Source organism: Caloranaerobacter ferrireducens (assembly GCF_001730685.1).
GTDB classification, from domain to species: domain Bacteria; phylum Bacillota; class Clostridia; order Tissierellales; family Thermohalobacteraceae; genus Caloranaerobacter; species Caloranaerobacter ferrireducens.
The window spans coordinates 254,223-275,253 of the sequence record NZ_MDJR01000001.1; the positions used below are offsets into that span (position 1 = coordinate 254,223).

The 21,031-nt window shown below is 29.4% G+C and carries 15 protein-coding genes; 13 read left to right on the forward strand and 2 right to left on the reverse strand.

Going from position 1 to position 21,031, the window contains the following annotated elements:
* Positions 1-95: 95 nt before the first annotated feature.
* The 3 genes from BFN48_RS01255 to BFN48_RS01265 all read left to right on the forward strand — a co-directional run bounded on the left by BFN48_RS01255 (position 96) and on the right by BFN48_RS01265 (position 2,520).
* Positions 96-911 carry an FTR1 family iron permease gene (locus BFN48_RS01255; protein ID WP_069649065.1) on the forward strand — a complete coding sequence of 272 codons (816 nt, stop codon included), beginning with the start codon at positions 96-98 and terminating at the stop codon, positions 909-911.
* Between the two features lie 168 nt (positions 912-1,079).
* Positions 1,080-2,036: a tRNA modification radical SAM protein MnmL/YtqA gene (mnmL, locus tag BFN48_RS01260; protein ID WP_069649066.1), complete on the forward strand. Its 957-nt coding sequence runs from the start codon at positions 1,080-1,082 to the stop codon at positions 2,034-2,036.
* 73 nt (positions 2,037-2,109) lie between these two features.
* The gene (locus BFN48_RS01265; RefSeq protein ID WP_069649067.1) at positions 2,110-2,520 is read left to right on the forward strand and encodes a hypothetical protein; all 411 of its coding nucleotides are present in this window, start codon (positions 2,110-2,112) and stop codon (positions 2,518-2,520) included.
* A 167-nt stretch (positions 2,521-2,687) separates the two neighbouring features.
* Here BFN48_RS01265 and BFN48_RS01270 read toward each other — a convergent pair whose 3' ends face one another.
* Positions 2,688-7,958, reverse strand: a complete 5,271-nt coding sequence (locus tag BFN48_RS01270; RefSeq protein WP_069649068.1) for a glycoside hydrolase family 66 protein — start codon at positions 7,956-7,958, stop codon at positions 2,688-2,690.
* A gap of 528 nt (positions 7,959-8,486) precedes the next feature.
* On the opposite strand from BFN48_RS01270, the gene BFN48_RS01275 reads away from it, so the two are divergent.
* From BFN48_RS01275 to trmB, 8 genes are all read left to right on the forward strand, one after another.
* Entirely contained in the window at positions 8,487-9,692 is a 1,206-nt protein-coding gene (locus BFN48_RS01275) for an ROK family protein (RefSeq protein WP_069649069.1), read from the forward strand.
* Positions 9,693-9,851: 159 nt separating this feature from the next.
* The gene (locus tag BFN48_RS01280; protein WP_069649070.1) at positions 9,852-10,937 is read left to right on the forward strand and encodes a glycoside hydrolase family 15 protein; all 1,086 of its coding nucleotides are present in this window, start codon (positions 9,852-9,854) and stop codon (positions 10,935-10,937) included.
* 80 nt (positions 10,938-11,017) lie between these two features.
* The gene (locus BFN48_RS01285; RefSeq protein WP_069649071.1) at positions 11,018-12,298 is read left to right on the forward strand and encodes an extracellular solute-binding protein; all 1,281 of its coding nucleotides are present in this window, start codon (positions 11,018-11,020) and stop codon (positions 12,296-12,298) included.
* A gap of 64 nt (positions 12,299-12,362) precedes the next feature.
* Complete coding sequence (locus tag BFN48_RS01290; protein WP_083238724.1) at positions 12,363-13,292, forward strand: carbohydrate ABC transporter permease; 930 nt, start codon at positions 12,363-12,365, stop codon at positions 13,290-13,292.
* Positions 13,293-13,310: 18 nt separating this feature from the next.
* On the forward strand, positions 13,311-14,138 hold the full coding sequence (locus BFN48_RS01295) for a carbohydrate ABC transporter permease (protein WP_069649072.1): 828 nt from the start codon (positions 13,311-13,313) through the stop codon (positions 14,136-14,138).
* Positions 14,139-14,149: 11 nt separating this feature from the next.
* The gene (locus BFN48_RS01300) at positions 14,150-15,949 is read left to right on the forward strand and encodes a glycoside hydrolase family 66 protein (protein WP_069649073.1); all 1,800 of its coding nucleotides are present in this window, start codon (positions 14,150-14,152) and stop codon (positions 15,947-15,949) included.
* A gap of 11 nt (positions 15,950-15,960) precedes the next feature.
* The gene (locus tag BFN48_RS01305; protein ID WP_207644680.1) at positions 15,961-17,595 is read left to right on the forward strand and encodes a glycoside hydrolase family 66 protein; all 1,635 of its coding nucleotides are present in this window, start codon (positions 15,961-15,963) and stop codon (positions 17,593-17,595) included.
* A gap of 243 nt (positions 17,596-17,838) precedes the next feature.
* Positions 17,839-18,477 carry a tRNA (guanosine(46)-N7)-methyltransferase TrmB gene (gene trmB / locus BFN48_RS01310; protein ID WP_069649074.1) on the forward strand — a complete coding sequence of 213 codons (639 nt, stop codon included), beginning with the start codon at positions 17,839-17,841 and terminating at the stop codon, positions 18,475-18,477.
* Positions 18,478-18,504: 27 nt separating this feature from the next.
* On the opposite strand, the gene BFN48_RS01315 is transcribed toward trmB, so the two are convergent.
* The gene (locus tag BFN48_RS01315) at positions 18,505-18,681 is read right to left on the reverse strand and encodes a DUF1540 domain-containing protein (RefSeq protein ID WP_069649075.1); all 177 of its coding nucleotides are present in this window, start codon (positions 18,679-18,681) and stop codon (positions 18,505-18,507) included.
* A gap of 185 nt (positions 18,682-18,866) precedes the next feature.
* Here BFN48_RS01315 and BFN48_RS01320 point away from each other — a divergent pair, with 185 nt between their 5' ends.
* Together BFN48_RS01320 and BFN48_RS01325 are read left to right on the forward strand one after the other, a co-directional pair.
* Complete coding sequence (locus BFN48_RS01320) at positions 18,867-20,225, forward strand: RsmF rRNA methyltransferase first C-terminal domain-containing protein (protein WP_069649076.1); 1,359 nt, start codon at positions 18,867-18,869, stop codon at positions 20,223-20,225.
* A gap of 15 nt (positions 20,226-20,240) precedes the next feature.
* The gene (locus BFN48_RS01325) at positions 20,241-20,963 is read left to right on the forward strand and encodes a pseudouridine synthase (protein ID WP_069649077.1); all 723 of its coding nucleotides are present in this window, start codon (positions 20,241-20,243) and stop codon (positions 20,961-20,963) included.
* Positions 20,964-21,031: the final 68 nt, after the last annotated feature.

Below are 21,031 nucleotides of genomic sequence, written 5' to 3' on the forward strand. Positions count from 1 at the left end.
AAAAAGACTTGACAACTTTATTATTACATAATACAATGTAATAAAAAATGAAAATCAATATCAATTACGCATGTTAATAAAGGAGAGGTGATCATATGTTTAGTAGTTTTTTACTTATATTTAGAGAAGGTCTTGAAGCAGCATTAATTATTGGGATTATATTAGGTTATTTAGCTAAAATAAATAAGAAAGACCTTAATAGCTATGTATATGCAGGTGTAGGAAGTGCTGTTTTAGCAAGTGGTGCAACTGCTTACTTATTTGAAGCGTTGGCAGGTGGCTTTGAAGGAAGAAGTGAAGAAATATTTGAAGGAATCATAATGCTTATTGCAGTAGTGATACTTACTTCAATGATTATTTGGATGAAAAATCAGAGTAAAGGTCTGAAAGAAGACCTACATAGAAAGATAGACAGCGCCGTTAGTGACAATAAAGTGTATGGATTAGCATCACTTGCTTTTTTATCAGTATATAGAGAAGGTGTAGAAGTTGTATTGTTTTTTAAAGCACTATCCAGTCAAGTATCATGGTTAAGTTCTTTAATTGGTTCAATTATTGGGCTAATAGCAGCAATTGCCGTAGCATACATTATATTTAAGACTACAATAAAATTAAATTTACAACAATTCTTTAAAGTTACCGGAGGGTTAATAATATTAATTGCAGCAGGGCTATTTGCTCATGGAATTCACGAGCTACAGGAAGCGCATGTAATTCCTATAATAGTTGAACATTTATATAACATAAATAGTATATTAAATGAAAAAGGAACTATAGGTTCAATATTAAAGGCTATGTTTGGGTATAATGGCAATCCATCTTTAATTGAGGTAATTAGTTATTGGGGTTATTTAGGAGTTGTAGGATTAAAGTATTTTAAAGATGAAAATATTGTTAAAGAAGGTGCTTAAATCACACAAAAGCTGCTGGCTTATAATGTCAGCAGCTTTTTTGTGTTAGTTGAGTACTAATTATGAGTTTTTGTGATAAAATAAATAAAGCCTAATTAAAATGGTAAATAAAAATAATGAATAGCGAGAAGCGAATAGTGAACAATGAAATTATAATGAGGTGACAGTATGGAAGAAAAAGATTTATACAGAGTATATTCAGTCTATTTAAAAAATAAATATGGAGAAAAAGTTTATAAACTTCCAATAAATTTACCGATTACATGTCCTAATAGAGATGGATCAGTAGGATATGGAGGTTGTATTTTTTGTGGAGAAGTAGGTGCAGGTTTTGAGAGTTTATCAAATATGATTCCAGTAAGAGAGCAGATTTTAACAAATAAAGCATATATTAAAAAAAAGTATAAAGCGAATAAATTTATAGCTTACTTTCAAAACTTTACAAATACATATATGGATATAGATTCATTTAAGAAAAATATCACAGAATCTATATTAGAAGATATTGTCGAAATTGACATATCTACAAGACCAGATTGTATTTCTGATAAATATTTAGAATTTCTTGAAGAAATAAAAAATGATTATGGAGTTAATATTACTATAGAATTAGGATTACAGACTGTTAATTATCATACTTTAAAAAAAATTAACAGAGGGCATACTTTAGCAGAATTTATTGATAGCGTGATTAGGATTAAAAGTTTTGGATTTGAAATATGTACACATTTGATATTAAATCTGCCGTGGGATACAATGGATGATGTTATTGAAAACGCAAAAATATTGTCTGCTTTATCAGTTGATCAGGTTAAATTGCATTCTTTATATGTTGTTGAAAATACCCCTCTTGCGAAACTTTATAAAGAAGGAAGAATACAAATAATATCAAAGGATGAATATGTTTTAAGAGTTATTAATTTCTTAGAATATCTAAAACCTGATATTGTTGTACAGAGACTTATAGGAAGAGCTCCTGAAGATAATGCTTTATTTGTTAATTGGAATACAAGTTGGTGGAAGATAAAAGAGGAAATAATTAATAAAATGATAGAGTTAAAAACTTTTCAAGGAAAAAAATGCAGTTATTTAAATGGTAGTGCTCTTAAGAAATTTAAAGAATAGTTTGAAAAATTTGAAGGATTTTAGTTTGTTGTGACGAAATTATATGTAAAAGGTTAAATTGGAGGGGATTAAAATGGTTAAATTAGTCTGTGGGAAAAATGGTACTGGAAAGACTAAGCGTTTAATAAAAATGGCTAATGAAAATGCGAAAGAGTCTTTGGGGGATATTGTGTTTATTGATTCAGATATAAAACATATGTTAGATCTTAATCATAAAATAAGATATATTAATGCCATGGAATTTGAAGTTAAGGGTATTGAAATGTTCCATGGCTTTTTATGTGGTTTAATAGCAGAAGATTATGATATAGAGAAGATTTACATTGATGCAGTATATAAAATTGTGGATATAGATATATCATTATTACCTGAATATATTCAAAGGTTAGAAAGCTTGGCTAATAAATTCAAAATAGATTTTATATTAAGTTTGAATATTGAAGAAAAAGATGTACCTGAAAGTATTAGGAAATATGTAATATAATTAATATCAATTATGTTTAGATAGTTAAGGCTAAGAGAAGTAGATTTTACTGTATGAAAATTATCTAAAATAAAATAATATTGTTTATATAGATTAAGATAAATGATGTTATAAAAAAAGCAAAAGACTACATGAATAGTAGTCTTTTGCTTTTTAACTTTAGTAACTTAATCAACATTTCCCCATAGCCATTGAGTATTTGAATTAGTTTTCCTGTAGTGAATAGAAATTGAGTCTACTTCATTCCATATATTTAGTGTTGCATCAGTCTGTTTTACTAATATTATATCTAAATTTGCCCAGGAACCATCACTTACTGAGCCTGAACTTGATAATTTTGAGAATGGAATAACTATTTCAATTCTACCAGAGGTAGTTTCCCATTGTGGAGCTATAACACTGGTGATATTTTCACTCCAATCCCAGCCAGAGGCTCCTGCAGTAAATCTCGCAAAATCAAAACTGTCACTCCATCGTCCAACCATAAAATTCATATCTCTTGACAGGGCGGCTCCATACATGGCTGTACTTCTAGAGGTGGAAGCAGTACCATTAAAATCTTCACTGTATATATGAACAGCAAATTTTTCACTTTCATCAAAACCAGGTAGTTCAGTTCCAACAGTATCTATTCTTATATACAAATTGTCATCATCATTTGAAATATATACTCTATCAATATCATAGTTAACATCATTTACTAAAATATCACCAATAGCATCTTTATAATATGGTACATTCCACCACTGATCCCAATCTCCATTAGTGGCTGAACTTACATTTAGTGATTTATGAACTCCAGCATTATATTGAGGAGGCAATATTTTCATATCATAGTTATCTAGATATGCTAGAGCAGTTAATATATAAGATGCTCCAGTGATAGGTTCTACCATTGTACTGATTGCTGGTTTCAATGTAACATTTGAAACTGCTTCTCCTTGTGGCATATATCCTTTTGCTGTTCTTTCAGTAAACCACTTTAATCTTCTTAAAGCATTAGCTTTATAAGCTTCGTTTCCACTTTGAATTTCATACATTGCCACCCACATTGCCATTTGTGGCCATGAAGGTTCTTCTTCTAGAGCTTCATCTCCGCCTGGGTCCCAAGGTTTGTTATGATAAAATCCGTCATTGTCGTATCTAGCAATTCCATAAGTATCATGACCTAAAGCTTCGATTATAGCATCTATATGACTTTTAGCTCTTGATGATTGAGCATCTATAATTCCATATGATATTAGTACATTTGATGATGAGTCATGTAAAGTAACTTCATTATTATCTGTTGATACTGCACGATTAAATCTTTTTTCTGAAACATTCCATAACCCCTTGTAAGTATAATCAGTAGAATCTCTTTGAATTGCAGAACGAATAGTAGATGCAGCACCGTTATAAGAATCTGCAAGGTCTTGAAGTCCTTTAGCTTTTGCCATGATTTGAGCTGCATCTAAACCAGCAACATATAGAGCTTGAGTAAAGGCATTATATTCTATATTTTCTTCCCATATGCTGCAGTCAGCAGGTCCAAATCCATTACTACTAATATTATTCATAATAAAATCTGCTGACTTTTTGTATGCTGGCCAAATATTATTTAGAAATTCTGTATTACCAGTGTTTTTATAATGCCTGTAAGCACCTACTAGGAACATACCAATAGAATCATGTTCTGGTTCTACAAAAGGTATCCATTCATTTGTCCAGATGTCAAAACATGTATAGAAAGTACCGTCTTCATTTTGTCTGTTGGCTAACCAGTACCAATACTTTTCTGCTTCTTCAACATGTCCTGATGCATCAAGAGCCATCGCTGTAACAGCTGAATCTCTAGCCCATACTTTATATCCATATGATGATGGATTTGTAGTTGCTGGCATAGCACCAGAAGTTGGCTGAATTGCATTTTTAATAGCTATTAGAGATCTATCATATGCGGTATTTAAAAATTCATCTTCAAAGTTAGTTCTTATACCACTATTTAACCAAGCAGTATAATCATTAGCGATTTTATTAAACCAATATTCACCAGTTTGTGATCTTGCTTTGTCGATGGCAGATTCAAGATTTTCAATAGTGTCAGATATAGATAACAAGAAGTATATTGTTTCACTACTTTGTGCTGGTATTGTTACTGATTTTCTCATTGCCACAGAAATATCAGAAGTTGTAATACTGGTATTATTTTTTAAAGTTCCGTCATTATCAAAGGTATACCATGGGCTACATGTACTGCTAGATATATCGGTATTTGTATCATCACCTACTTGGTATTGATCAATAGAACTGAATGAACTAAGACCTATAAAATATTGTCCTGCATTTGTCATATTAACTATTATTGAATTTCTTTCTGAATCATAGTAAGCAGAAATGTTAGTACCGCTTCCAGTTTTATTGTTTACATGTAATGCATCCAATATATTAAATGTTATACTTGATGTACCAGGATTTTGGATGTTATATCTTACTACCATGAAGTCTTCATTTGGAATCATAGCATAATCTCTCTTTATATTGACAGGAAGGCTATTTCCGTTATATCGAAAATAATTAGTGTTACATACACCATTAGAATCAAACCAACCTTGAGCATCAAAATTTTGTATTTGAGTATATTTCACATTGTTAGTTTCATCTCTAAAAAAACCTGAATAATCTACAATCTGGTTAGTACTCCAGTCTAAACTATATCTTAATTCATCAATTCTTGGTCCTTTTTGTCTAGTATCAATTATTCTTGTCAGGCTGTCTTTCCAGATTGCAATTGTATCATTCCAGTCAGAAATGTACAGACTTCTAGCGTATTCAATTTTGTCTTCTACTTTTAAGTAGTCGAGATTAATAGCATAGTTTTCGTATTCACCATAGAGAAGCACTATTTGATGTATACCTGGCTTCAAGTGGACTCCGATTTCTGCTATTCCCCATGTATCCCAATTTTCTAAATCATTAAAGTAAACTATACCTCTGAACTTTCCATCTACGAATAGTGCTCTGGTTGCTTTATATCCTGTATCATTTGCGTATCTAAATTTTAATGTATAATCTTTATCTTCATCTACTTTTATAGAGAAAGAAACTGAATCTCCTTTTTCTCCAAATTGATCTACAAAACCTGTTCCAGAATAACCTGTGTGATTTGTGTTAGTACTAACATTTGTTTTTAATGCATTTTCTGCTTCATAAATTTCATTATTAGGAGTTGAAAAACTTCTTTTAATGTAAATCATATCCCAGTATTCCAACTTAGGAACTGTAAAGGACACATAATATCCATTGCTATCTGAACCTATTGAATATTGAAGAGATTGAGTTACACACTGGTTAAAGTCAGGTGATGCTACGTAGACTCCGGTTATGTTTGCATTTGGCCCAATATAGTATTTTATATTAATATTATTCTTAAATATAGGTTGATTTGTAGGATTTCGCCACTGCGTATCGTTTTCGTTTGTAAGGTTAATTAAGTGGAGTATTTCATAATTTTCTTTTTCTCTGATTACAAACCATATCTTGCCGTTTTCTCCGCTGCCAGTTATTTCTTCGTTTTCTATTGATACAAACTGTGTTCCACCATCACCGTAGTTGATATCCGAATCAAAAAGAAGATTTTCATATGCAGTAATGAAGTCATAATACTCCATCATTGTATTTCGTAGAGAACTTCTCATTGTTTTACTTATCTGAGGGTAATATTCATGTGCAAGCATTGTAGCATGATATTTATTGGCACCTAATTCAATGTGGTAGGCACCGCTGGCGGCAAAGGTTGCGTTTGCTAATCTTACTGAGTTCTCATCAAATTCTCCAAGTGTTAAACTATCTAAATTGATGGCTCCTGAGTTTTCTGAATCATATTGTAACTTTATAGTATGAGTACCTACAGTTAGATAAGTGGTATAAAATACGTCGTGTGACCATGTATCCCAATTTTCCAAATCTTTAAAACTTAATGTCGTTCTTGGAGAAGTTTCTTCATCAATGTATAGGTTTCTTGTTGCAGTATTTCCAGTGTCATTTGAATATCTGAATACGAGAGGATATAATCCGTCTTCAGGTACATTAATAGTAAACTCAACACTATCATTTTCTTCGGCAAATTGATCTACAAAGCCTGAACCTGTATATCCACTATGATTGTTATTTACGCCTACGTTTACTAATGTTGCATATTCTGCTTCATATTTAGTGCCTGTATTATCATTGTAGTTCATGTAGGCAGCGAGTACTAAAGCTTTACTACCGTTGTTAGTTCTAAATTGTTCAATATAATTTTTTATATCATTGTAACTATTTGATTTCCACCATATTTCACTGAAATCAAAATCTGTATCAGCATTTTTAGAAATGTCATTTAGCGCCCATCCGTCAACAGTCCCATCAACAACATTAAAGGTAATATAGTTTTTGTTAGAGTTATTTGTGGTTAATTGTGATTTTGCTTCATTGACAAAATCAGAGAAGGAATCATTAAGATATAAAGGTCTTCCAAAATAATCAAATACGTTATCTCTTTGTCCCATTTGGTCGATTTGTATGCCATCAAAAGAAGCTGTATTTACTGCATCTTTGTATTCATTTATTATATAATTTTGCCACTCTTCGTTTGCTGGATTAAATAACCATAAATAAGTAGAATCGTCTCCGAAATCAACATTATACTGAATAGAATGATTTCTGTCTTGATAAATTCCCCACTTAGGTTTTATATTATATGCATCATAACCTTCTCTTGCTGCATAAGACATTTGATATGCCATTGCTTTCGCATTTTGACTGTGAACAGCATTTATCTGGTTTTGAATTGTTTCCCAACTTATAGTTCTACCAAATAAATCCTTCCATGTATCATCAACTTGACCATTAGTTCTTTTGAAATTTTTATCATGACGCCACATCCAATCGTAAAATTGGAAAATGTTTATATGATAATCACGAGTTAATTCTGTAATTTTATTTGTACTTTCAGTAGATGTTTCATCAGTTGGAAAATCACTTGTGTATCCATATCTTGGATATCTAGTCCAATCGCTTGATACATCAATTGCAGTAGTCTTATAATCAGTTGAATCAGTAGAAACTTTTACTAGATATCCTTTAAAGTCAGAGGAGGGAGTTATCCAGGTAAACGATTCATTAGAATTGGAGTATGCTGGTATGGAAATGTTTTTACTCGTAGAATATACTTCTGTTTCCATGTGGTAGATATTAAGATACAAAGTACCTGACCAGTCAGATTCAGTAGAATTTGATAACTCGACAGTAATGGTAGCAGTCTCACTTGGATTGTATCTGGCTTTATCTACATAAACTTTAGTCACATAACTGTTTGTAGCATAGGCTATATTTGATAATTGAGGTTTTGTTAAGGAAATATTTGACGCTAAAAGTATTAAAATTAATAAATAATTAATTAATCTTTTACATTTCATTTAATAAAATCCTCCTAAAAAGATATATATAACTAAAGCTTGTAATAAGCTTTTTAGCATTTGTAAATTTACAATTTAATTCTTTTGTATTTTAAAAAGCTCAGTAATTTTATCAAATCGTTTATGATGTAACACCTCCTTTTTATGGATTTTCTTAAAACGTTTTATTATAGGAAAGATATAGGGATGAAATACAGCATATAAAATTGATAACTAGAAAGTTTGCAATATATTGGTTATAATGACTTTATATAACTTTGATTACATTATACACTACTTTGTTCGATGAAGCAAGTAAGTGTAAAAAGATTTTGAAAAATCACTAAAATCATACATATAATATTGCATAATTAATACATTTAATACACGATTAGGAAGGTTAGCTGAAAACAGAGGTTAATTTGTAATAAACTTATTAAAAAATGTGATTTATATAATATATATTGAACTTGAATAAATAAAGGGATTATTATAATATTATAGGTAATATATGTATATAGTATAAAACTAAATAGCTTGGAGGGCACTATGGAAAATCTAAGGATTGGTAACAAAAGTTTAATTAAAGATATTAATAGGGCTTTGGTTATTAGAGAAATAAGAAATAAAGGGCCAATTAGTAGAACACAAATTTCAAAGAATACTAAACTTGTCTTATCTACAATTACTAAAATTTGTGATGAACTTCTTGAGCAAAATATTATTTTTTCTGTAGGAGAAGGTAAGTCTACAGGAGGTAGAAAACCGATAAACTTAGTCTTTAATAACAATTATAGTTATATAATAGGAGTTAAGATTGAAGATAAACATATTATTATGGCTTTAACTAATCTCAAACCAATTATTATTAGTACAAAAGTGTACGAATATGCTAAAAGAGCAACATTTGATACAGTTCATGAGTTACTAATAAAGGGGATAAGTGAACTTGTTGAAGAGATAAAGGAGAGAAATGGAAAGCTTCAAGGAATAGGGATTGCTGTATCTGGTATTGTTGATCAAGAAAATGGGCGCCTTATATCTTCATCACTTTTGGGATGGAAAAACATTAACTTTAAGAGTATCATAAAGGAAAAATTTAATGTGAGTGTATATTTAGATAATGATGTTAACTGTTATGCGTTAGCACAGAAATGGTTTGGAAAAGGTAAAGATAATAGAAATTTTGTTTGTGTAACTATTGGTGAAGGTATAGGTTCTGGAATAATTATTGATGATAGACTTTATAGAGGAGCTATTGGTGGTGCTGGAGAGATTGGACACATGATTATTAATGTAGATGGTAGGCAATGTTATTGTGGTCAAAGAGGATGCCTAGAAGCTCATGCGTCTGAAGGTTTTATAATAGAATATGTTAAAGAAAAAACAGGTAAATTATATACAATAGAACAAATTATAGAGTTAGCAGGCAAAGGTGATGCCGATTCTCTTGAAGCTATTAAAATAGCTTGTAATAATATTGGATATGGCTTAATAAATGTGATAATGCATTTTAATCCAGAAAAAATTATTATTAGTGGTAAGGAAATAAAAGAAAAGAAATTTATCATTTCAAATATTTTAGAGTCAATGAATGAAAACTGGTTTCATAAAGTTGGAGCTTATGAGACTAAAATAGAAATTGATGAATTAAGCAACGAAAAATTTTTATTGGGTGCATCAATATTAGTATTAAGTGAATTATTAGGTGAACCAATATATAAGGATAAAAAAACTTTAATAAATAATATATAGGCACAATATATTATTTATTAAAGTTTTATTTTCAGAACTTACTTGCTTCACGAAAGAAAGTATGATATAATTATGGTAAAGAATTACAAAGATGGTTACTTAAGATTATTTATCAAGCATAGCAACATAGAGAGTTTGAAAGGGGGGAGAGGAACATAAATGAAATTAAAGGAATATAGTATTAAAGTTATACTAAATAATCAAAATCAATCAGGTGCCTATGTAGCATGTCCATATTTTGAAAACTATAAATATTCATGGCTTAGAGATGGTAGTTTTATTGCTTATTCAATGTTGGTTTCTAATCAAATAGAGTCTTGCAAGAAGTTTCTTGATTGGGTTAATAATGTAATATTAAGATATAAAGATAAGGTTAGAAGTATATCTTCAAAGCTTAAAAATGGCGAAAAATTGTTAGCTACAGATTTTTTACCAACAAGATATACTTTGCGAGGATTTGAAGTAAGAGATGATTGGCCTAATTTTCAAATTGATGGATATGGGGCTTGGTTGTGGTGTTTATCGGAATATATAAACATAACAAATGATGAGTATTTAATTGTTGAGTTTCAAGAAAGTATAAGAATTACATTAGATTATTTAGAAATGGTATGGAAAATACCAAACTATGACTGCTGGGAGGAAAACGGTACCAAGATACATCCATCAACATTAGCTTGTGTATATGGTGGTATTAGAGGTATTAATAGATATTTAGGAGAGATAGAACTATATAATCTAGCAGAAGAAATAAAAAAATTTATTTTAGAGGAAGGAACAAAAGATGGCAGATTTATTAAATACATAGGTTCAGATAGCATTGATTCTAGCCTTCTATGGCTAAGTGTTCCATTTAACGTAGTAGATCCCAATAATCCAATCATGAAAAAAACTGTTAAATTAATAGAAGAGAAGTTATATGAAGATGGAGGAGTTAAAAGATATCCTGAAGATACATATTATGGTGGGGGTCAATGGATTTTACTGACTTGTTGGCTAGGATGGTATTATTTAAGTATCAATAAAATTGATAAAGCAAAAAAAATAATAGAGTGGGTAGAAAACCAGAGTGATGAAGAAGGTAATTTACCTGAACAAGTTCTATATATTACTAATAATTCAGAATACATAAAATATTGGGAGGAAAAGTGGGGGAAAGTTGCAAAGCCTTTATTATGGTCTCATGCAATGTATTTAATATTATTAAATGAAATAGAAAACAAAAGACAACAAAAAAAGAATTAAGAGGTATTTATAATAAATTTATAAGAATGAATTTCCTTATTAATTAAGGGAATTTATATAAAAAATAAGGGGGAGTTAAAATGTTTAAAACAAAAAGAATTTCATCATTAGTTTCAATCTTTTCAATTTTTATTTTAATTATTTCAATGGTATTATCAGGTTGTACGAAGACAACTAGTACAAACGATAACACAGAGGTAAAGAAGGTTACAGAAATTACAATTTGGCATACATATAGTGATACAGAAACAGAAGTTTTTGAGAAACAAGTTATTCCTGAATTTGAGAAAGAATACCCAAACATAAAGGTTATCCCTACAAGAATGCCATATGAGGGATTAAAACAGCAAGTTATTGCTGGAGTATCTGGAGATGCAGCTCCTGATTTGATGAGAATGGATATTATTTGGGTTCCTGAATTTGCTAAATTAGGTGCTTTAGAGGATATCACAAATTATGAAGGATTCAAAGAGCTAAAAAAACAAGTTTTTCCAGGTCCTTTAGCTACAAATTATTATAATGGTAAATATTACGGACTACCATTAAATACAAATACTAAGATAGCAATATATAATAAGGCAGTATTAGAAGAAGTAGGTGCTAAAGAGCCTCCAAAAACAATGGATGAACTAGTAGAGTTAGCTAGAAAACTAAAAGATAAGGATGACAAGTGGGGGATAGCTATAGGAGGAAGTCATACTTGGGGAATGTTACCATATTTTTGGAGTTTAGGAGGTTCAATTACTGATGATAAATATACAAAAGCAAGTGGATATTTAAATAGCCCTGATAGTATTAAAGCTCTTGAAACAATAGCGAGCTGGTATAAAGAAGGTTTAGTAGGTCCTTGTGTATTGGGTGAACAGCCTGATACTTGGGGTGGAATGGAAGGTGGAAACTATTTAATGATGGAAGATGGTCCTTGGTATTATAGTATAGTAGGAGAAAAAGCTCTAAAAAATACTGTTAATACCATTATGCCGGCTGGTAAAGGTGGTAGTGTTTCTGTAGTTGGTGGGGAAGATTTAGTAATGTTTAAGACATCAAAAAATAAAGAAGCTGCTTGGACATTTATGAAATGGATGTTAAGTGAAAAACCACAAAAAATAATGGCAAGTACAGGATTAGTACCTACTAACATTAAAGCTGCTAATTCAAAAGAAGTTCAAGAGAATCCTTTTATTAAAAATTACATTGAGCAGTTGAAAACAGCAAAACCAAGGACTCCTCATCCAAATTGGGAGAAAATGTCAGAATCGATAGGCTTAGCTTTTGAAAGTGTATTAAGAGGAGAAAAAGATGCTAAGTCAGCTCTTGATGAAGCAGCTAAAATTTGTGATGAGTTATTAAAAGAAAAATAATTTTCAAGGCTTTTGCCTTGAAAATTATTTTTCTATAATCTCACAAAAAAAAGGGGGGGACAGTTTGGCATTAAAATTTCATATAAAGACTAAAAAGTCCACCATTATTTCTAGAAGAGGACTAAAAAGATGGATAGAAGTATTACCCTTTATAATAACTGGTCTTATCTTATTGTCAGTATTTGTAGTATATCCTTTATTAAGAAATATATATATGAGTTTTACTGAATACAATATTTTACTTAGTAAAACAGAGAAAATTGTTTATTTTGACAATTACATAAGAGCTTTTAAAGATCCTAAAGTTCACGTGGCGTTTGTTAATACTATATTATATGGATTAATTACTGTTCCTTTCCAAATGATATTTGGATTGATAATTGCAGCAGTTATTAACTCTAAGATTAAAGGGAAGCTTTTTTTTAGAGTATTATATTACATACCTGTTATATCTTCATGGGTTGTTGTATCATTAATATTTAGATATTTATTTGAATCAGGTAAAGGGGGTTTTATTAATTACTTTCTTATGAATTTGAATCTTATAAAAGCTCCAATAGCTTGGTTAAGCAATAGATGGACGGCGAATATAATCATATGGTCCTTGGGCATATGGAAAGGCATTGGTTGGGTAATGATAGTTTATTTGGCTGCTTTGCAAGGCATAAATAAATCTTATTATGAAGCAGCTGAAATAGATGGTGCTAATGGAATTCAAAAATTCTTATATATTACGATACCTTCAGTAAGACCTATTACATTTTATATTTTAGTTAATTTAATAATAGGGTCATTCAATGTATTCATTCAAGTACTGATGATTACTAATGGTGGTCCTATGGGAAGAACTGAAGTACTATTAAGTTATATGTATAAAGTTGCATTTACAGAGTTCAAGTTTGGATATTCATCAGCTTTATCAGTTTTAATGGGTTTGGTGATTTTTACCATTACAATATTGCAGCAAAGATTATTTAAAGATCAAAAAGCTTAGTCAATAGGGGGGACAAAATTGAATAAATTAAAAAGAATTCCTTTATACGTAATTTTATTAATTTTTGGAGTTACAACTTTGTTTCCATTTATGTATATGATAGCTACAGCATTTACCCCTGATACTTATACTATGCCATATCCACCTATTCTTTTTCCAAAAAGCTTCTATTTAGGCAATTTCATAAATGCTATAAAATCTAATAATTTTGGGAGATATTTTTTGAATAGTGCTTTTGTTTCGATACTTTCTACAATATTTGCATTAATAGTTTCATCATTAACAGCTTATGGATTTGCTAGATTTAATTTTAAAGGGAAAGAAATAATTTTTAAAATTTTTCTATTTACTATGATGGTTCCAGGACTTCTTAATATAGTTCCACAATTCTTGGTGATAAAGAGTATGAAACTTGTAGATACATATACGGGATTAATTTTGCTTTATATTGGAGGTGGAATAGCTGGAAATACTTTTTTCTTAAGAGGATTTTTTGAATCTATTCCAATTGAATTAGAAGAATCTGTAATTATAGATGGTGGTAGCAGGTGGACTATATTTACAAAAATTATTTTACCACTTTCTAAACCAGCGTTAGGGACTTTTTCTATATTTGCATTTACAGGTTTTTGGGATGAGTTTTACGGTGCATTGACTCTTATAAAGACTCCAAGTAAGAGAACACTTCCAATTGCATTACAGCTATTTAGAGGGCAACACGCATCTGACTGGGGACTTATATTTGCTGCTTCACTGATAGCTATTGTTCCTGTTATATTAATATTTATTATATTCCAGAAAAAATTTGTTAAAAGTGGAGCTTTGAACGGTTCAATAAAGGGATAGAGGTGTTAATTTTGAAATATAAAGCTATAACTGTTTTTCTGATTTTTATAATGTTTATTTCTACTGGGTGTACAAAACTTACATTTGAATATAAAAAATTACAAAATATAAAGATAATATCTGATTTTTATGTGGATAAAGCTCGATACAATCCTAGTGATAAAGTTAAATTTATAATAGAATTAAAGAGTGAAAAAGAAAAGGTGAAGGGAAGAGTTATAATAATTATAAAATACTTAGGGAATGAGATAGACCGAATAATAAGTGATGAAATAACTTTAGATAATGATAAGAAAAAGATTTTAAACTTAATTTGGAAAGCTAAGGAATATGATTATGTAGGGTATAGTGCTGAGTGCTGGTTTGAATCTAAAAATAAATTATTAGATATGAAAGCAACAGCAATAGATGTATCTTCAGATTGGAGTAAGTTCCCCAGATATGGTTATATAGCTACTTTTAGAGAAATGGATGAAATTGAGATTTCTGAAATTATTTCTTTTTTAAATAAATATCATATTAATGGCTTACAGTTTTATGACTGGCAATATAAACATCATAAGCCTTTAGCAGGGACTGTAGATAATCCTAATGATGAATGGAAGGATATAGCTAATAGAAATATTTGTAAAAATACTGTAGATAAATATATTAAATATGCACATAACCATAATATGATGGCTATGAATTATAATTTAATGTTTGGTGTTTATGATAATTTTGAGAATGATGGTGTAAAAAAAGAGTGGGGATTATTTAAAGATTCTAAAGGGAAGAAAATGGATTATCATCCATTACCCAAGACTTGGGCTACTTCAAAGTTATACTTAATGAATCCTTTGAATCGTGAATGGCAGGATTATATACTTGAGCAAGAGAAGAAGGTTTTTGAAGTTTTTGGCTTTGATGGATGGCATATTGACCAACTAGGTTATAGAGGGCTTAGGTTTGATTATGAAGGTAAAATTGTTGACTTATTACAAGCTTATCCACAATTTATAAATAATGCGAAAAATTATCTAAACAAAAGAGTAGTATTTAATACTGTTGAAGAATATGGACAAGTTTTGGTAGCATCTAATACTCAAGTTGATTTTTTATATACTGAAGTGTGGGATAGTAATAAAACCTATTTTGATTTAAAAAAAATAGTTGATAAAGGGCAGAAATTTAGTAAGGGTGAAAAATCTATTGTTTTAGCTGCTTATATGAACTATAGAAAATCAAAAAAGAATGGGAAATTTAATACTCCAGGTGTTTTACTTACAGATGCTGTGATATTTGCATCTGGAGGTTCACATATAGAATTTGGTGATACAGGAATGCTATGTAATGAATATTTTCCAAATAATAATTTAAAAATGACAGATGAATTAAAGCTAAAAATACAGGAATATTATGATTTTGTAGTAGCTTATCAAAATCTATTAAGAGATAATGTAGAGGAAATAAATAGGAGAATTGTTATAGATAATGAAAAAACAAGCGAAAGAGGAGAAAGCAATAGTATATGGTATTTTGTTAAAAATAAAGAGAATAAAGAAGTATTACATCTAATAAATTTACTAGGTAATGACAACTTATGGAGAGATGATTTAGGAAATAAAAAAGAACCTTATATAAAAGAAAATTTTAAAGTGAAATATTATATTGAAGAAGATGTAACAAGTGTAAGATTAGCATCTCCTGATTATAACGAAGGTATGCTAGAATATATTAAATATAAAAGAGGTCAAGATAAATATGGTAAATATATTTTGATTACAGTGCCTAGATTAAAATACTGGGATATGATAGTTATAGATAAATAGGGAGTGGGAAAATGATACTAGATATTTATTGTGATAAGTGCCAGTACTTATTAGGAGATAAGATAGGATTAATAATTGAATCGAATGAAGCTAATTATGATAAATATAGTATTTCTGTTAAACATCTTAATATAGAAATATTAAGAAAAGAGATAGTAATAAAAGATAAAATAATGATGGTAGAATTAGGCGAATTCGGAATTGGAGGATATGAAGTTTGTATTGGTAATAAATACACTGCATTTGATGTTGTTAATAATACAAAAGATTCTCTAAGATATGGATTTTTAAGTGAATTTTATGAGAGAGATATTGTAGATGTAGATGATATAAAACAATTAAATAAGTATCATATAAATATAGTTCAATTTTATGATTGGATGTATAGGCATCATGATTTAATACCAAAAGAAAATGTATTTGTTGACCCTTTAGGTAGAAAACTTTATAAGTCAGCTATAGATAATAAGATTAAATTATGTCATAAATATGGAATGAAAGCAATTGCATATGGAGCAGTATATGGAGCTGAAAAAGAATATTTTGAGAAATTTCCTGAACAGTTATTATATAAAAATACAGGTGAGAAGTTTGATTTAATTGATATTATTGGAATAATGAATATCAGTGCAAATTGTCCTTGGCATAAGCATATTATCGAAGAATTTAAAAAGGCATTAACTGAAATGGATTTTGATGGAATTCACTTAGACCAATATGGATTCCCGAAGACAGCCATCTCTGGTATTGATAATAAAGTAGTTTATTTAAATGAAGCTTTTCCGAAGCTAATTAATGCTACGAAGAGAGAACTAGAAAAAATAAAAGATGAATCAATAGTAATATTTAATTGTGTAAATAATTGGCCTATTGAGGATGTAGCAAAAACTGAGCAAGATGCTATATATATAGAAGTGTGGGAACCAAATGATAAATATTGGCATCTAGCAAATTTGATAAAGAATGCTAGAATAATTGCTAGTAATAAGAATGTTATATTAGCAGCGTATATTCATCCTTTTAATGAAGCTATAGATAATAGCTTAAAAGAAACTGCAGCATTATTAACAATGGCAGTAATATTTTCTAATGGTGGTTATCATCTTATGTTAGGTGAAAAGAATGGAGCATTAGCAGAAGCGTATTATGTCAATTATGGTAAATATAGGACTGAATTTGAAAATATTTTAAGGAGTTATTATGATTTTATTGTTAAATATAAAGAACTTTTATATAGTAGTGATTTAGAAGACATATCAATGACTTATGCTAATGGAATAAACGGAGAGGTAATCTTTAAGGGTAGTAACTTTTCTTCAGATTACAAAAAAGATACTGTATCAGTAGTATTAAAACAAAACAAAAGATTTAAAGTAATTAATTTTATTAATTTGATAGGAATAGAAGATGAACTGTGGAATAAAGGTAAAAACAGCCCAATTATTCAAAAAGATATATTATGTACTTATATTATAAATGAAGAAGTTGAAGGAGTATATTTTGCATCCCCTGATATTGAAAATGGAATAACAAAGCAACTTCCTTTTAATATTGTATCTCATAGTCAAGGGAATGCTATTGAATTTATAATTCCACAAATAAATATTTGGTCAATGGTTTATATAAAAATAAGAAAGGATAATTAGTTAGGACAATTAATTGCCCTTTTGTTTTTACTTATAATTTAATAAGAAATATAATTTCCTATGGATTAGAACAAAATCTTTGATTTAAATAAACTAAGGTAGATTTTGTTGAAATCCATAAACGGAAATTATATTCAAATTTACTCATTAATTTAACAAGGAATATAATTTCCTATGGATTATTAAAAACTATTTGAAATATGTTAATATATATTAGTACAATAATTACATGGAGGTATTTTTATGGGAAGACTAAGGAGGAAGAAAGGTTTATTAGAGAAACTTTTAGAGAAAGATAATTATTTAGTTAAAAATCCCGTTGAATATAAAGGGAAATGGAAAGATATATTTGATAAAGATAGTTTACATATAGAATTAGGGACTGGGAAAGGTCAGTTTATAACAACTTTGGCTGAGAGGAATGGAAATGTTGGATATATTGGAGTTGAAAAAATAGCAGATGTATTGTTTCAGGCTGTAAAAAAGGCAGAAGCTAAAGAATTAAATAATATTAAATTTTTACTTTTTAATGTTAATGAAATAGAAAATATATTTGAAGAAAATGAAGTTGATAGAATTTATATAAACTTTTGTGACCCTTGGCCAAAGAAAAGACATGCTAAAAGAAGATTAACCTATAAAGAATTTTTAAGTAAATATAAAAAGATACTAAAAGTTAATGGTGAAATCCATTTTAAAACTGATAATGAGAGATTATTTGAATTTTCATTAAATGAAATGAGTGAATTTGGACTTGAATTAAGAGACATTTCGTTAAATCTTTATAGAGATGGAGATTTAGATACTGTAAAAACTGAATATGAAGAGAAATTTATTAGTCAAGGTAAACCTATATATTTTGTTAGGGCTATAATTAAGTAATATGGCGGCATAAGCCGCCTTATTTCATTACCATTTGTTTTTAGGTGTAAAAGTTGCACAGTCAGTTTCATGAGAATTACTAGCATTAGGTGGTTGAATTTGAATTGAAGATGCTAGACAATGATCACCTTCTCCATAATAATAACAACTATTTACACTACATTTTACTCTACCAATATAATTATCTGTCTTTTGTGCGCGCAATTGACATCCTCCTTTAATTTTATACATTAAGCCTTTTAATAGCTTCAAGAATAGTGTATGGAAACTTCAAATAATTATTCATATCAGAAAATTTAACAGCAACCACATTTTTCAAAAATAATTTATTTGAAAAAGGGTTAAGTTAATTATAAAATATAAAGGAAAAAGTTAAAGTAGGTGGTTTTATGAATTTACCAGAAGAATTTTTGATAAAGATGCAGGGTTTATTAGGAAATGAATATAATGATTTTATCGAAAGTTATGATAAAGAGTCATATAAAGGTATAAGAGTAAATACATTAAAATTAAGTGTAGAAGATTTTAAGAAAATATCACCTTTTGATTTAAGGGAGATACCTTGGTGCAGGGAAGGTTTTTACATAGATGATTTTGATAGAGTAAGACCAGGAAAACATCCTTACTATCATTGTGGTTTGTATTATATTCAAGAACCAAGTGCAATGATACCAGTTGAAGTTTTGGACCCTAAGCCAGGAGATAGAGTACTAGATATAAGTGCTGCTCCTGGTGGGAAAGCAACTCAGATTGGTGCAAAATTAAACGGTAAGGGTTTGCTTGTTGCTAATGATATAAGTCCTAAAAGAGTTAGAGCGTTAACTAAAAATATTGAAATGTTTGGAATTAGAAATTCTATAGTGACAAATGAAACTCCAGAAAGACTAGCTGAAAAGTTTAAGTACTTTTTTGACAAGATTTTAGTTGATGCTCCTTGCTCGGGAGAAGGTATGTTTAGGAAAGACCCAAAGTCTGTTAAGAGTTGGAGCAAATTTTCAGTAAAGCAGTGTTCAGAAATACAGAAAGATATATTGAAATATATTCCTAGAATGTTAAAGCCAGGTGGCATGTTAGTTTATTCAACTTGTACATTTTCTCCAGAAGAAAATGAAGGTACAATAGAATGGTTTTTGAGAGAGTTTCCAGAATTCGAGGTAGTTGAAATAAAAAATATTAATGTGTTAGATAGAGGTAGACCAGAATGGATAGATGGCAGAGTAGAGATTCAAGAGACTTTAAGAGCATGGCCACATAAAATCAAAGGAGAAGGTCATTTTATAGCCTTACTTAGAAAAAAAGATGGTCAGATTGAAGAACTTAATAGATTCAATAAAAAATGTTTAAATTATGATGTTTATTTAGAGTTTGAAGATTTAAACATGGAAATATCATTGAAAGAGAGCCTTCATAGTATAGGAGAGAATTTATATAGTATACCTGATGAATTACCTGATTTAACTGGTATTAAGGTCGCTAATTTAGGTTTATATTTAGGGAAAATCAAAAAAAATAGATTTGAACCTAGTCAGTCATTAGCTTTAGCTTTTAAGAAAGAATACTTTAGGAATGTAATAGATTTTTCAAGTGAAAGTATAGAGGTTATTAAATATCTTAAAGGTGAAACATTGATGTTAAGTGATAAAAAAGGATGGAAATTAGTATGTATTGATGGATTCCCTGCAGGATGGGGTAAACAGACTGACAGTTTTCTTAAAAACTATTATCGACCTGAATGGAGAATGAAATAATAGCAGGAGGGAGTTATGGATAAAAAGATTAGATTAGACAAAATACTTTCTAATTTAGGTTATGGTAGTAGAAAAGATATAAAGAAAGTGATAAAAAATGGATTAGTAAAAGTAAATGGCGAAATAGTAAGGGATAGTTCATATAAGTTAAATCCATATAAAGCTGTAATTGAAATAGGTGATAAAGTTGTTGAATATAGAGAATTTATTTATTTGATGATGAATAAGCCTAAAGGAGTAGTTTCTTCGACAGATGATCCATTATCAAGAACTGTAATCGACTTAATAGATGAAAAATATAGGGTATTTGATCCTTTTCCAGTAGGAAGGTTAGATAAAGATACAGAAGGATTATTAATTATTTCTAATGATGGTAAGCTAGCGCATAATTTATTGTCTCCCAAAAAACATGTTGAGAAAAAATATTATGTAGAAGTAGAAGGATATGTTACTGAAGAGGATAAAAAAATTTTTGCTGAAGGTGTAGTAATTGACGGAGAATATAAGACTATGCCTGCTCAGCTTGAAATTATTGATACAGATAATATATCTAAAGTTTACCTTACTATTAAAGAAGGTAAGTTTCATCAAGTTAAGAAAATGTTTAAAGCAGTAAATAAAAAAGTCGTGTACTTAAAAAGAGTTTCTATGGGTAGATTGAATTTGGATGAAGCTTTATTGCCAGGGGAATATAGAGAATTGACAGAAGAAGAAATACTTCTACTAAATAATCCTTGATGTGATTTGTATATATAAAGATGCATAGATTTATAGTAAATTATAAAAGCAATAGAGTTAATTGTTGA

What these genes read in the sequence shown, in the direction of transcription:
- BFN48_RS01325 (WP_069649077.1), top strand. Translation starts at nt 20,241, where the DNA reads ATGGATAAAAAGATTAGATTAGACAAAATACTTTCTAATTTAGGTTAT.
- BFN48_RS01280 (WP_069649070.1), top strand. Translation starts at nt 9,852, where the DNA reads ATGAAATTAAAGGAATATAGTATTAAAGTTATACTAAATAATCAAAAT.
- BFN48_RS01255 (WP_069649065.1), top strand. Translation starts at nt 96, where the DNA reads ATGTTTAGTAGTTTTTTACTTATATTTAGAGAAGGTCTTGAAGCAGCA.
- BFN48_RS01275 (WP_069649069.1), top strand. Translation starts at nt 8,487, where the DNA reads ATGGAAAATCTAAGGATTGGTAACAAAAGTTTAATTAAAGATATTAAT.
- mnmL (WP_069649066.1), top strand. Translation starts at nt 1,080, where the DNA reads ATGGAAGAAAAAGATTTATACAGAGTATATTCAGTCTATTTAAAAAAT.
- BFN48_RS01305 (WP_207644680.1), top strand. Translation starts at nt 15,961, where the DNA reads ATGATACTAGATATTTATTGTGATAAGTGCCAGTACTTATTAGGAGAT.
- BFN48_RS01265 (WP_069649067.1), top strand. Translation starts at nt 2,110, where the DNA reads ATGGTTAAATTAGTCTGTGGGAAAAATGGTACTGGAAAGACTAAGCGT.
- BFN48_RS01285 (WP_069649071.1), top strand. Translation starts at nt 11,018, where the DNA reads ATGTTTAAAACAAAAAGAATTTCATCATTAGTTTCAATCTTTTCAATT.
- trmB (WP_069649074.1), top strand. Translation starts at nt 17,839, where the DNA reads ATGGGAAGACTAAGGAGGAAGAAAGGTTTATTAGAGAAACTTTTAGAG.
- BFN48_RS01270 (WP_069649068.1), bottom strand. Translation starts at nt 7,958, where the DNA reads ATGAAATGTAAAAGATTAATTAATTATTTATTAATTTTAATACTTTTA.
- BFN48_RS01320 (WP_069649076.1), top strand. Translation starts at nt 18,867, where the DNA reads ATGAATTTACCAGAAGAATTTTTGATAAAGATGCAGGGTTTATTAGGA.